The 12311-nt window shown below is 59.0% G+C and carries 13 protein-coding genes; 10 read left to right on the plus strand and 3 right to left on the minus strand.

Features of this window, described 5'->3' with window-relative positions; translation table 11 throughout:
* The first annotated feature begins 14 nt into the window (after nt 1-14).
* From nuoI to nuoN, 6 genes are all read left to right on the plus strand, one after another.
* Entirely contained in the window at nt 15-557 is a 543-nt protein-coding gene (gene nuoI, locus ACMGF7_RS15165; RefSeq protein ID WP_004936019.1) for an NADH-quinone oxidoreductase subunit NuoI, read from the plus strand.
* A 13-nt stretch (nt 558-570) separates the two neighbouring features.
* A complete protein-coding gene (nuoJ, locus tag ACMGF7_RS15170) occupies nt 571-1128 on the plus strand; it encodes an NADH-quinone oxidoreductase subunit J (protein ID WP_004936018.1) in 558 nt (185 codons plus the stop codon).
* A complete protein-coding gene (gene nuoK, locus ACMGF7_RS15175; RefSeq protein WP_004936014.1) occupies nt 1125-1427 on the plus strand; it encodes an NADH-quinone oxidoreductase subunit NuoK in 303 nt (100 codons plus the stop codon). The genes nuoJ and nuoK overlap by 4 nt, the downstream gene beginning before the upstream one ends.
* The gene (gene nuoL, locus ACMGF7_RS15180; protein WP_015378577.1) at nt 1424-3271 is read left to right on the plus strand and encodes an NADH-quinone oxidoreductase subunit L; all 1848 of its coding nucleotides are present in this window, start codon (nt 1424-1426) and stop codon (nt 3269-3271) included. Before nuoK ends, nuoL begins: the two co-directional genes overlap by 4 nt.
* A gap of 95 nt (nt 3272-3366) precedes the next feature.
* A complete protein-coding gene (gene nuoM, locus ACMGF7_RS15185; protein WP_004936002.1) occupies nt 3367-4896 on the plus strand; it encodes an NADH-quinone oxidoreductase subunit M in 1530 nt (509 codons plus the stop codon).
* A gap of 6 nt (nt 4897-4902) precedes the next feature.
* The gene (nuoN, locus tag ACMGF7_RS15190; protein ID WP_004936000.1) at nt 4903-6360 is read left to right on the plus strand and encodes an NADH-quinone oxidoreductase subunit NuoN; all 1458 of its coding nucleotides are present in this window, start codon (nt 4903-4905) and stop codon (nt 6358-6360) included.
* 68 nt (nt 6361-6428) lie between these two features.
* Here the strand turns inward: nuoN and ACMGF7_RS15195 are convergent, their stop codons facing one another.
* From ACMGF7_RS15195 to ACMGF7_RS15205, 3 genes are all read right to left on the minus strand, one after another.
* On the minus strand, nt 6429-6794 hold the full coding sequence (locus ACMGF7_RS15195; protein ID WP_049241835.1) for a helix-turn-helix domain-containing protein: 366 nt from the start codon (nt 6792-6794) through the stop codon (nt 6429-6431).
* 18 nt (nt 6795-6812) lie between these two features.
* Nucleotides 6813-7073: a type II toxin-antitoxin system RelE family toxin gene (locus ACMGF7_RS15200; RefSeq protein ID WP_154871010.1), complete on the minus strand. Its 261-nt coding sequence runs from the start codon at nt 7071-7073 to the stop codon at nt 6813-6815.
* A 123-nt stretch (nt 7074-7196) separates the two neighbouring features.
* Nucleotides 7197-8069: a LysR family transcriptional regulator gene (locus ACMGF7_RS15205; protein ID WP_004935995.1), complete on the minus strand. Its 873-nt coding sequence runs from the start codon at nt 8067-8069 to the stop codon at nt 7197-7199.
* A gap of 347 nt (nt 8070-8416) precedes the next feature.
* Between ACMGF7_RS15205 and ACMGF7_RS15210 the strand changes: the two genes are divergently transcribed.
* From ACMGF7_RS15210 to ACMGF7_RS15225, 4 genes are all read left to right on the plus strand, one after another.
* Entirely contained in the window at nt 8417-10246 is a 1830-nt protein-coding gene (locus ACMGF7_RS15210) for a thiamine pyrophosphate-binding protein (protein WP_015378575.1), read from the plus strand.
* Nucleotides 10247-10328: 82 nt separating this feature from the next.
* Complete coding sequence (locus ACMGF7_RS15215) at nt 10329-10754, plus strand: cupin domain-containing protein (protein WP_004935988.1); 426 nt, start codon at nt 10329-10331, stop codon at nt 10752-10754.
* A 43-nt stretch (nt 10755-10797) separates the two neighbouring features.
* The gene (locus tag ACMGF7_RS15220; RefSeq protein ID WP_049241827.1) at nt 10798-11661 is read left to right on the plus strand and encodes a DMT family transporter; all 864 of its coding nucleotides are present in this window, start codon (nt 10798-10800) and stop codon (nt 11659-11661) included.
* A 19-nt stretch (nt 11662-11680) separates the two neighbouring features.
* A complete protein-coding gene (locus ACMGF7_RS15225; RefSeq protein WP_306377584.1) occupies nt 11681-12217 on the plus strand; it encodes a DUF2938 family protein in 537 nt (178 codons plus the stop codon).
* Nucleotides 12218-12311 lie beyond the last annotated feature (94 nt).

Genomic DNA, 12311 nt, shown 5'->3' on the forward strand with positions numbered 1-12311 from the left:
GGGGTGAATAAACCATGACATTGAAAGAGTTAGTGGTTGGTTTCGGCACCCAGATGCGCAGCATTTGGATGATTGGCATGCATGCCTTCGCCAAGCGCGAAACCCAGATGTATCCGGAAGAACCGGTGTACCTGCCGCCACGCTACCGCGGCCGCATCGTGCTGACGCGCGATCCGGACGGCGAAGAGCGCTGCGTCGCCTGTAACCTGTGTGCGGTTGCCTGCCCGGTCGGCTGTATCTCGCTGCAAAAGGCAGAACAGAAAGACGGCCGTTGGTATCCGGAGTTCTTCCGCATCAACTTCTCGCGCTGCATCTTCTGCGGCCTGTGCGAAGAGGCTTGCCCGACTACCGCTATCCAGCTGACGCCGGATTTCGAACTGGGTGAGTACAAGCGTCAGGATCTGGTGTACGAAAAAGAAGATCTGTTGATCTCGGGGCCGGGTAAATATCCGGAATATAACTTCTACCGGATGGCCGGTATGGCGATTGACGGCAAAGCCAAAGGCGAAGCCGAAAACGAAGCCAAACCGATCGACGTCAAAGGTCTGTTGCCCTAAGGAGCCAGCAAGCATGGAAATTGCATTTTATCTGGCAGGTTTGATTGCGGTGGCCGCGACGATTCGCGTGATCACCCATACCAACCCTGTGCATGCGCTGCTGTATCTGATCGTCTCGTTATTGGCGATCTCGGCAGTCTTCTTCTCTCTCGGCGCCTACTTTGCCGCCGCATTGGAAATCATCGTTTATGCGGGCGCCATCATGGTGCTGTTCGTGTTCGTGGTGATGATGCTGAACCTCGGCAACGTGCAGCAGCAAGAGCGCGACTGGATGAAACCGACGGTGTGGATCGGGCCTGGCCTGCTGTCACTGGCGCTGCTGGTGGTATTGATCGTTGCGATCCGCAGCGTATCCGATCAGGGCATCAGCGGTGAGATGGTCGACGCGAAGGCGGTGGGCATCAGCCTGTTCGGGCCTTACGTACTGGCGGTTGAGCTGGCTTCAATGCTGCTGTTGGCGGGTCTGGTTGTCGCCTTCCATATCGGCCGCGAGCACAAGCCTGGCGAGGTGCTGAGCAACGCGCCGGTGGGTGGCGAAATGGCGAGAAGAAAATCGGAGGAGCAAGCATGATCCCTCTTCAACACGGCCTGATCCTGGCGGCTATCCTGTTTGTGCTCGGGTTGACCGGGCTGCTGGTGCGCCGCAACCTGCTGTTTATGCTGATCAGCCTGGAAGTGATGATCAACGCTGCGGCGTTGGCGTTTATCGTGGCGGGAAGCTACTGGGGCCAGGCGGACGGGCAGGTGATGTACATCCTGGCGATCAGCCTGGCGGCAGCCGAGGCCAGTATCGGCCTGGCGCTGCTGCTGCAGCTCTACCGTCGTCGTCATACCCTGAATATTGATACTGTCAGTGAGATGCGCGGATGAACCTATTATATTTAACAATTCTGCTACCGCTGATCGGGTTCCTGCTGTTGGCATTTTCCCGCGGTCGCTGGTCTGAGAACACGGCGGCCACCGTCGGCGTGGGCTCTATCGGCCTGGCTGCGCTGGTCACGGTGTATGTGGCGATGGATTTCTTCGCCCAGAAAGCCGCCGGCGTGCAGCTGTTCGAGCAAAGCCTGTGGACCTGGATGGCCGTCGGCAACTTCAATATCGGCGTGACTCTGGTGCTGGACGGCCTGTCGCTGACCATGCTGTCGGTGGTCACCGGCGTCGGCTTCTTCATCCACATGTTCGCTTCCTGGTACATGCGCGGTGAAGAGGGCTATTCGCGCTTCTTCGCCTACACCAACCTGTTTATCGCCAGCATGGTGGTCCTGGTGCTGGCGGACAACCTGCTGCTGATGTATCTGGGTTGGGAAGGCGTGGGCCTGTGCAGCTACCTGTTGATCGGCTTCTACTACAAAGATCCGGCCAACGGCGCGGCGGCGATGAAAGCCTTTATCGTCACCCGCGTGGGCGACGTGTTCCTGGCGTTCGCGCTGTTCATCCTCTACAACGAGCTGGGCACGCTGAACATCCGCGAGCTGATGATCCTGGCGCCGCAGAAACTGGCGGTGGGCGATACGGCCATCACCTGGGCGACGCTGATGCTGCTGGGCGGCGCGGTCGGTAAATCGGCGCAGCTGCCGTTGCAAACCTGGCTGGCGGACGCGATGGCGGGCCCAACCCCGGTTTCCGCACTGATCCACGCGGCGACCATGGTGACCGCAGGCGTCTACCTGATCGCCCGCACGCACGGCCTGTTCCTGATGGCGCCGGAAGTGCTGCATCTGGTGGGCATCGTCGGTGCGGTCACTCTGCTGCTGGCCGGCTTCGCCGCGCTGGTGCAGACCGACATCAAGCGCGTGCTCGCTTACTCCACCATGAGCCAGATCGGTTACATGTTCCTGGCGCTGGGCGTGCAGGCATGGGACGCGGCGATCTTCCACCTGATGACTCACGCGTTCTTCAAGGCGCTGCTGTTCCTGTCGTCCGGTTCGGTGATCCTGGCTTGCCACCACGAGCAAAACATCTTCAAGATGGGCGGCCTGCGCAAGAGCATCCCGCTGGTGTACGTCTGCTTCCTGGTAGGTGGCGCGGCGCTGTCTGCGTTGCCGCTGGTCACGGCCGGCTTCTTCAGTAAGGACGAGATCCTGGCGGGCGCGATGGCCAACGGCCACATCAACCTGATGGTTGCCGGCCTGGTCGGTGCGTTCATGACCTCGCTGTACACCTTCCGTATGATTTTCATCGTGTTCCATGGCGAAGAGAAAATCAAAGCGCATGCCGGTAAAGGCATCACTCACCACCTGCCGCTGCTGGTTCTGCTGGTGCTGTCCACCTTCGTCGGCGCGATGATCGTGCCGCCGTTGCAGGGTGTGCTGCCGGAGACGACCGAACTGGCGCACGGCAGCGTGCTGACGCTTGAAATCACCTCCGGCGTGGTGGCTATCGTCGGCATTCTGCTGGCGGCCGCGCTGTGGCTGGGCAAACGCAGCCTGGTCAACAGCATCGCCAACAGCGCGCCGGGGCGTTTCTTCTCGACCTGGTGGTTCCATGCCTGGGGCTTCGACTGGCTGTATGACAAAGTGTTCGTCAAGCCGTACCTGGGCATTGCGAAGCTGCTGCAACGCGATCCGCTGAACTCGCTGATGAACCTGCCGGCCGTCTTCTCCCGCTGGGGGAACCGCGGTCTGACGGTGAGCGAGAACGGCCAAGTGCGTTGGTATATAGCGTCTATGGGTGTGGGTGCAGTGGTCGTATTGGCTCTGTTGATTCTGGTTTAATTGAATAATTTAAACAGACGCATTTTTCGGGCGTAGCGCCGGACAGGCGCTACGTACAAAGTTTGAAATTATTCGTATAAGGGACACAAAACGCCATGCTATTACCTTGGCTAATTCTTATCCCCTTTATCGGCGGTCTGCTGTGCTGGCAGCTTGAGCGCTTCGGTACTAAGGTGCCGCGCTGGATAGCGCTGATCGCAATGGGGCTGACGTTGGCGCTCTCTCTGCAGCTGTGGATGCAGGGCGGCTATACATTGACCACGCCGAAAGGCATTCCGCAGTGGCAGAGCGAATTCCTGCTGCCGTGGATCCCGCGCTTCGGCATCTCCATCCACCTGGCGCTGGACGGTCTGTCACTGCTGATGGTGGTGTTGACCGGTCTGCTGGGCGTGCTGGCGATCCTCTGTTCCTGGCGTGAAATCCAGAAGTATCAGGGCTTCTTCCACCTTAACCTGCTGTGGATCCTGGGCGGCGTTATCGGCGTGTTCCTCGCCATCGACATGTTCCTGTTCTTCTTCTTCTGGGAAATGATGTTGGTGCCGATGTACTTCCTGATCGCGCTGTGGGGCCACAAGGCGTCGGACGGTAAAACCCGCATCACCGCGGCGACCAAGTTCTTCATCTACACCCAGGCCAGCGGTCTGGTGATGCTGATTGCGATCCTGGGCCTGGTGTTCGTGCACTACAACGCCACCGGCGTGTGGACCTTCGATTACGAAGACCTGCTGCAAACGCCGATGTCCCACAACGTGCAATATCTGCTGATGCTGGGCTTCTTCATCGCCTTCGCGGTGAAAATGCCGGTGGTGCCGCTGCACGGCTGGTTGCCGGATGCGCACAGCCAGGCGCCGACCGCAGGTTCCGTCGACCTGGCGGGCATCTTGCTGAAAACCGCGGCCTACGGCCTGCTGCGTTTCAGCCTGCCGCTGTTCCCTGAGGCTTCACACGAGTTCGCGCCAATCGCCATGTGGCTGGGCGTGGTCGGTATCTTCTACGGCGCCTGGATGGCGTTCGCGCAGACCGACATCAAGCGTCTTATCGCTTACACCTCGGTCTCGCACATGGGCTTTGTGCTGATCGCCATCTACACCGGCAGCCAGCTGGCTTACCAGGGCGCCGTGATCCAGATGATCGCGCACGGTCTGTCCGCCGCCGGCATGTTTATCATCTGCGGCCAGCTGTATGAACGTCTGCACACCCGCGACATGCGTCAGATGGGCGGCCTGTGGGGGCGCATCAAGTTCATCCCTGCGCTGTCGCTGTTCTTCGCCGTGGCTACGCTGGGGATGCCGGGCACCGGTAACTTCGTCGGCGAATTCATGATTCTGTTCGGCAGCTACCAGGTGGTGCCGGTGATCACCGTGATCTCCACCTTCGGTCTGGTGTTCGCTTCGGTTTACTCGCTGATCATGATGCAGCGCGCTTACTACGGTGCGCCTAAATCCGACCAGCCGCTGCAGGGCATGACCGCGCGCGAACTGTTCATCATTCTTCTGCTGGTGGTGTTGCTGGTTCTGCTGGGGGTTTACCCGCAGCCGATTCTGGATACTTCCAACGCGGCGATGAGCAACGTGCAACACTGGTTTGGTTCGTCAGTTTCAGCAATTTCAACAACAAGGCCGTAATTCGCCATGACAATAACTCCTCAACAACTGATCGCACTGCTGCCGCTGTTGATCGTCGGATTGACGGTGGTGGTTGTGATGCTAGGCATTGCGTGGCGACGCGACCACTTTATCAACGCCACCCTGACCGTGATCGGTCTCAACCTGGCGCTGCTTTCGCTGTACTTTGTCGGCCAGGCAGGCCCAATGGACGTCACCCCGCTGCTGCGGGTTGACGGCTACTCGATGTTCTACACCGGGCTGGTGCTGCTGGCGAGTCTGGCGACCTGCACCTTCGCCTATCCGTGGCTGGTCGGCTATCCGGATAACCGCGAAGAGTTCTACCTGCTGGTGCTGATCGCCGCCCTGGGCGGCATCCTGCTGGCGAGCGCCAACCATCTGGCTTCGCTGTTCATCGGTATCGAGCTGATCTCGCTGCCGCTGTTCGGCCTGGTGGGCTACGCCTATCGCCAGAAGCGCCCGCTGGAAGCCGCCATCAAGTACATGCTGCTGTCCGCCGCCGCGTCGTCATTCCTGCTGTTCGGCATGGCGCTGCTGTATGCTGAATCCGGCGATCTGTCGCTGGCCGGCCTCGGCAAGAGCCTGCAGGAAAACATGATGCACCAGCCGCTGATCCTGGCCGGCATGGGCATGATGATCGTCGGTCTGGGCTTCAAGCTGTCGCTGGTGCCGTTCCAACTGTGGACGCCGGACGTGTATCAGGGCGCGCCTGCGCCGGTCTCGACCTTCCTGGCGACCGCCAGCAAGATCGCGATCTTCGCGGTCGTGATGCGTCTGTTCCTGTATGCCCCGGCCGCCGACAACGAAGCGCTGCGCATGGTGTTGTCGATCATCGCGTTCTGCTCCATCTTGTTCGGTAACCTGATGGCCATCAGCCAGACCAACATCAAGCGTCTGCTGGGCTACTCATCCATCGCTCACCTGGGCTACCTGCTGGTGGCGCTGATTGCGGTGCAAACCCACCAGCTGTCGCTGGAAACCGCCGGCGTTTACCTGGCCGGTTACCTGTTCAGCAGCCTGGGCGCCTTCGGCGTAGTCAGCCTGATGTCCAGCCCGTACCGCGGCCCGGATGCGGATTCGCTGTTCTCTTACCGTGGTCTGTTCTGGCACAAGCCAATCTTGTCCGCGGTGATGACGGTGATGATGCTGTCGCTGGCAGGTATCCCGATGACGCTGGGCTTTATCGGTAAGTTCTTCGTGATCGCGATGGGCGTCAGCGCACACCTGTGGTGGCTGACCGGCGCAGTCGTGGTAGGCAGCGCCATCGGTCTGTACTACTACCTGCGCGTGACCGTCAGCCTGTTCCTCAGCGCGCCGGAATCGCTGCAGCGTGATACCCCGAACAACTGGGCGTTGACCGCCGGTGGCGTCGTGGTGCTGATCTCCGCCGCGCTGGTGCTGCTGTTGGGGGTTTATCCGCAGCCGTTGATTTCGCTGGTGCAGATGGCGCAGCCGACGTTCTGATAACGCTTCAGACGGTAAAAAGGTCGCTTTGGCGACCTTTTTTTATGGGCGGGGAAAAGAGATTGGGATTACAAGGTCATTTGTGCGGGTTGGCAGCGATAGAGTGCAGCCAGCTTTTCCCGGGTTTTCTTTTGTGGTTTTGAGTGCGGCGCTTCCCATTGGGAAACGGCAGATTGTGTTGTGCCCAATTTCTCCGCCACATCGTATTGTGAGAGGCCACGGAAAATCCGCCAGGCGGCAATCAAGCTGACGTCTTGATTCAGCATGATGGAAACGACTTCATGAGGTACGGTTTCATCATCATGCTCATCGGCGCGATAGGGAATAGACTCGTCGTCATTTCGCTGGCTCACCAGCTTTTTGTATTCATCAAGCGGTAAAACCACATAAAGCGGTTTGCCTGAGTCATCATGGATATACTGCAGCTTCGCCATTCGGCATACCTCTGACTTTCAATAAGTTGTCGATGTTCTGCGTTTTACTTGCTGAATCAGACACACAATAGGTTCTTCATCGACGATCTCAAAAATGATGCGGTAGTTTCCTACGCGCAGGCGGTACTGGTTATCAGCATCGTGCAGTTTTTTAATGTCCAGTCGGACCGCCGGGAAAGCGCCTAATTGTTCAACCTTTGCCGCAATGGCCAACCGATTCTGAGCAGGCAGCGTCATCAATTGTTTAAGTGCTTTGCGTGACCAGCTAATCTTTGCCATGGTTCCCTCGGGCCGAACGCACGTCCTGTGCGATGATTAGATAATAAGCTTTATATCTTATTATCTCAACCTTGCCGAAGAAAGAGGCGTGATGCTTAGCGCTACCTTTTCATGCGCCGGCACTCAGCCGTAATGGGCGCTAAACGACGTTTCCAGCGCCTGCACTACCGCGCGCACGCGGGCGGCGCGTTGCAAATCGGGATGCAGCACCAGCCAGATATCCACCCAGTCTTTGTTCTCCGGGAACAGACGCACCAGTTCCGGGTCTTTGTCCGCCAAAAAAGCGGAGAGCAGGCCGATGCCCAGCCCGCTGCGGGTGGCGGAACGCAGCAGCAGCTGCGAATTGCATTGCAGCACGACGTTGGGCTCGTGCAGGGCCTCGCCGCAGAAATTGTTCCAGTGGCGCGGCACCAGCTCGCGCGGGAACATCAGCAGATCGTGGCCGCGCAACTGTTCGCCCTTGACCGGCATGCCGCGCCGCGCCAAATAGTGCTGAGTGGCATACAGGCCCATTTCGATGGTGGCTAACCGTTTGATGATCAGCTCATCGTCATCGGGACGGGCGCCGCGGATCGCCAGATCTGCGCCGTGGTAAGAAATATCGGCGATGTTGACCGCCGTCAGCAGCGTGACGGTGATGGCCGGATAGCGTTCCCGCAGATCTTGCAGCGCAGGCATCACGAAGGCTTCGGCCAGGGTATCGGTGGTGGCGATGCGCACGTTGCCGCACAGGCTTTCGTCACCGCTGGCGGCTTTACGGTTGATCGCCTGCACCGCATTTTCCATCTTCATCACGTCCGCCAGCATTTCCTCCCCCAGCGGGCTGAGGGCGAAGGATTTCGGCGTGCGGATAAACAGCTTGGAGCCGAGCGCATCTTCGAAAGCGGAGAGCCGTCGGCCGACGGTCGCCTGATCGACATGCAGCTGGCTGGCGGCTTTGCGTAGCGTGCCGCAGCGCGCAACGGCGAGAAAAAATCGAGCGTCGTCCCAGTTCATTGCACACCTCCTCTGTACAGACTGGCGGGAGGGGGAAGGAAGCGGTGTGATGCGGTGTTTATTCTGGTGTGGAGACCGAAAAAAATGCTTCGTATCATCATTATTTATAATGTTTCAGGATATGTATAAATGCATCACCGTGAAGCGGTTTTGCACCTTTATTTTTGTCTGGTAATGCTTATTCTTATCGGCGCTTATGCTGCGACCCGACGCACATTTTACACCAAGGCCACCCTAATGCATAAGCAATACGAATAAGAGCCGGTTCCCGTTATTTCTGGGCGACCGCCAAGTGGGATCGACTCTGAATCAAGTTAGCTCACGATGATATGACTGGATATAAAAAAATGGAGTCTCACGCAGAGATGCTGTGCCCCCCCGTTGCGTTGGCGACGGAGGACGGAGTCAGAGTTACCGTGGCGCCAGGCGCCGAGAAGATGGAACGCAACAACGCCGATGTCATTATTCAAGGCCTTGCAGCGCGCGGCATTCAACATATCTTTTTGGTCCCCGGCAAACTGGTTTATCCGTTAATCACTTCTATTGACCGTTCCGAGATTGTCGGCATCGTCGGTGCCCATGAAACCGCATGCGGATTTATGGCCGATGGCTATGCCCGCGCCAGCCGAAAGTTTGGCGTCTGTTTGGGCATTTCAGGTCCCGGCACCATGAATTTCCTGCCGGCGATGGCCGCCGCGCAAGCCGATAAGATCCCCGTGCTGTACCTGGCCGGCAGCATCGCCACCTATCATGAGGCGCAGGGCGCTTTTCAGGACGGCAGCAACAGCGGCATCGATGAGCTGACCATCGTCAAACCGTTGCTTTGCGCCGCGATAGAAACGAAAAACAACCTGACCTTGCAGCATGAGCTGCGCCGCAGCCTCTCCAGCCTGAACCCACAGCGGAAAGGGCGCGCCTATCTGAGCGTGCCGGTCGACATGCAGAAGAAAACCGCGTTCGGCGATCGTCGCGACCAGCCTGAGCGAGTGCCGCAGCACCGTGAAGCGGCCGTGGATGTGCAAGCGGTGGAACAGCTGCTGCATGATTATCTGCTGCGCGGTCTCAACGTCGCCTGCCTGGTGGGCAACCGGATGAACAATCCGCAGGATGCCGCGCTGTTGTTGCGGGTAGCGGAAAAATACCGCTTGCCTGTCGCCACGACGTTGTCCGGCAAGGGCGCGTTTCCCGAAGGGCACGCCCTGGCATTAGGGGTCTACGGTTTTGCCGGCCATGCCCGCGCGGTAGAAACCCTCAACGGTGAAGGCGTCGACGTGCTGCTGGTGCTGGGCTGCGATCTCAGCCAGCGCGACAGTCTGAACTGGAACCCGAGACTGCACGGCAATAAAACGCTGGTGGCGATCGACGAAGACTTCGACAAAGTGAGCTCGCATTACCAGCCGGATCTGCAGATATTTTCCAGCCTGAGCGGTACGTTGCACTGTTTGTTGGCCGCGGTTGGCGATGAGGACGCGCGGCTTGGCGACGCGGCTCACCTGCGTGACGCCTGGTTGGAAGGGGTTCGCGCACTGCCGCTGGAACAGCCGCAGCCGACGTTGCAGGCGCGCATCGCCCAGGGCGAAAGCCGGCTGTATCCCGGCGATGCGATTAAACACATTCGCAGCCGCATGAATCCGGATACCAACGTCGTGGTCGATTCGGGCGCACACCGCATTTTCATGGCGCATCACTGGCTGGCGGCCGGGCGGGGGGATTATCACACCTCCAGCTCCCTGGCGCCGATGGGGTGGGCCATTTGCGCGGGCATCGGCATCAAGCTGGCGGCACCGCAGCGGGATTGCCTCGTGGTGACCGGCGACGGTTGTATGCTGATGCACGGCATCGAAATTCAGACCGCCGCGCGTTATGGCGTGAAGGTGGTGTTCGTGGTGATGAACAACAGCGCGCACGGCGCCATGCACATCGACACGCTGCAAAATCGCGGCATTTCCGCCGACTATACCGCCTTGCCCAACCATGACTGGAAAGCGTTTGCCAACAGCCTGGGGGTCGCCTCCGCGAAGGCGGAGACGCTGGAGGATCTGGACGAGGCCCTCGGCGCCGCAGCGAAACATCCGGGGCCGTACCTCATCGAAGTGATGGTGGGCAACTTTGCGGCGCCTAACCGCTACTACGCCGAGAGCATCGCAGAATACGAGCAGCGCATCAAAGGACTGTAGCACAACGCTGTTTTTTCAACTCGCCAGGTTCACCGCGCGCGGCGCCTGGCATTTTTACTCGCGGCAGTCAGGGAGCGATAAGATGGTTAAGTGGGGCATTTTGGCATTGTTGGCAGTATTTCAGGGGCCGGTTCAGGCTGCCGAGGGGCATGGCGAAGGCATCGTCAAAACGACGTTGCTCAAGACCGACAGCGCATGGGAGGGCTCGGCATATCGTCAGTATCCCGCAGGCGCGCCGCAGATCACCATGCTGAAGGTGACGGTAGAGCCGAACAAGGTACTGGCCTGGCATACGCATCCTTGTATCAGCGCAGTGTACATGAGCGGCGGCAGCGTTTCGCTCACCGTCAGGAAAACCGGTGAACGCCGCACGTTCCGGCAGGGGGATTCGTTTACCGATACCGTGGATATCGTGCATCAGGGCGTTTCCGGCGAGCAAGGCGCCGAAATGCTGGTGTTCTTCGCTTGCGCGGACGATAAACCGTTGACGGTGAAAGCCGCCGGGTAGTGTTGATACGGCCCTGTCCAAAGGCCGTTAATAAGAGAAGATCATGGTAGCTTTGTGGATGGTCGTCGCCAGCGGATTCTTTGCGCTGATGGGTGCTTGCATCAAGTTGGCGTCGACGACGGTCGGATTTTTCGACATCATTTTTTATCGTTCTCTCATCAATGTGCTGATCGTCGCGGCGCTGATCAAGATCCAGCGTCTCGGTTTTCGCACCCGTCATCTCGGATTGCATATGAAGCGGGCGGCGATAGGCAATGCGGCGATGTACTGCGGTTTTTATTCGCTGATACATCTGCCGATCGCCACCGCCACCACGTTGGGTTATACCAACCCCCTCTTTCAGTCGGCGATCGCGTTCATCACGACCCGAGGGCAGCTGACCGGTCGGCTGTTGTTTTCCGTGCTGTTGGGCTTTGCCGGCATTTTGGTCTTGCTGCGCCCCGACGCCCCCAACGGGGAGTACGTTGCCACGCTGGTCGGGCTGGCGGCCGGTCTGTTGACCGCGCTGGCTTACTTTAACGTCGGCAAGCTGGTGCGGCGCGGTGAGCCGGAACTGCGCGTGGTGTTCTATTTCTCGCTGGTGGGAACGCTGGTTGGCGGCCTGATGACTGCGTTGCTGGGCTTTTCCTTGCTGGACGGCGCAATGCTGCTGTGCGTCTGCGCCATTGGCGTCTTCGGCAGTCTGGGGCAGATCGCCATGACTCGCGCCTACGGGGGCGGCAATGCGGTGATTGTCAGCATTCTCTCTTACAGCACCATTATTTTCTCTACGCTGCTTGGCTATCTGATATTTGGCGAGCGGCTGTCTTATATCGCCGCCGCCGGTATGGCGCTGATCGTGTTGTCCGGCGCGTTGGCGGTGCGCAAGCGTGCTTCGGCCAAGTCCGAGCAGGCGGCGGTGGCATAACGTGATAAGGAACGAAACAATGAACATGCGTCCGATTGGCGTCATGGCGATGGCGGTCTTGTTTGGCATAGTGGCGACGCTGACGATGGATGGGGTGAACAGTGTCGCCTCCAGCGTCGGTCTCATCGGCAAGCTCAACCTGGCCTTCATCGGCAAACTGATGAATCAATGGCTGCAGGGGCAATTTTGGTTTTTGCGGCCTGGCGACATTCCCGATGTGCCAGAGGCTCTGATGATGGGCTACGGCGCGCACTATTTTGCCGGCATTAGCCTGGCGATCCCGTTCTATTGCCTGATCTGCCCGCGCGTCAAGTCGGGGGGCGGCCTGCTCGTCGGGGCGCTGACGTATGGCCTGGCCTGTTCGCTGATCTCGCTGTGCTTCATTTATCCTTCGGTGGGGTTGGGGCTTTGGGGAATGGCCGGCAAAAATCCGGCTTTGCTGATCGCCAGCCTGGCCAACCATGCAGTGTATGGCGTGGCATTGGGCGGTTGCGCCATCGCTTGGCGGCGTCGCATGCTGCAGAAATGCATGCCTGACGCTGCGATGCTGCATTAATGAATCACGATGATGCATTCTTGGCTATTTTGGGCGTGATAGCCCAACGCTATGATAAGCGCGCTTCCTGAAGCCGCGTGGCATGCGGGAAGAC

The organism is Serratia sp. BNK-17, assembly GCF_048684935.1.
GTDB classification, from domain to species: domain Bacteria; phylum Pseudomonadota; class Gammaproteobacteria; order Enterobacterales; family Enterobacteriaceae; genus Serratia; species Serratia nematodiphila.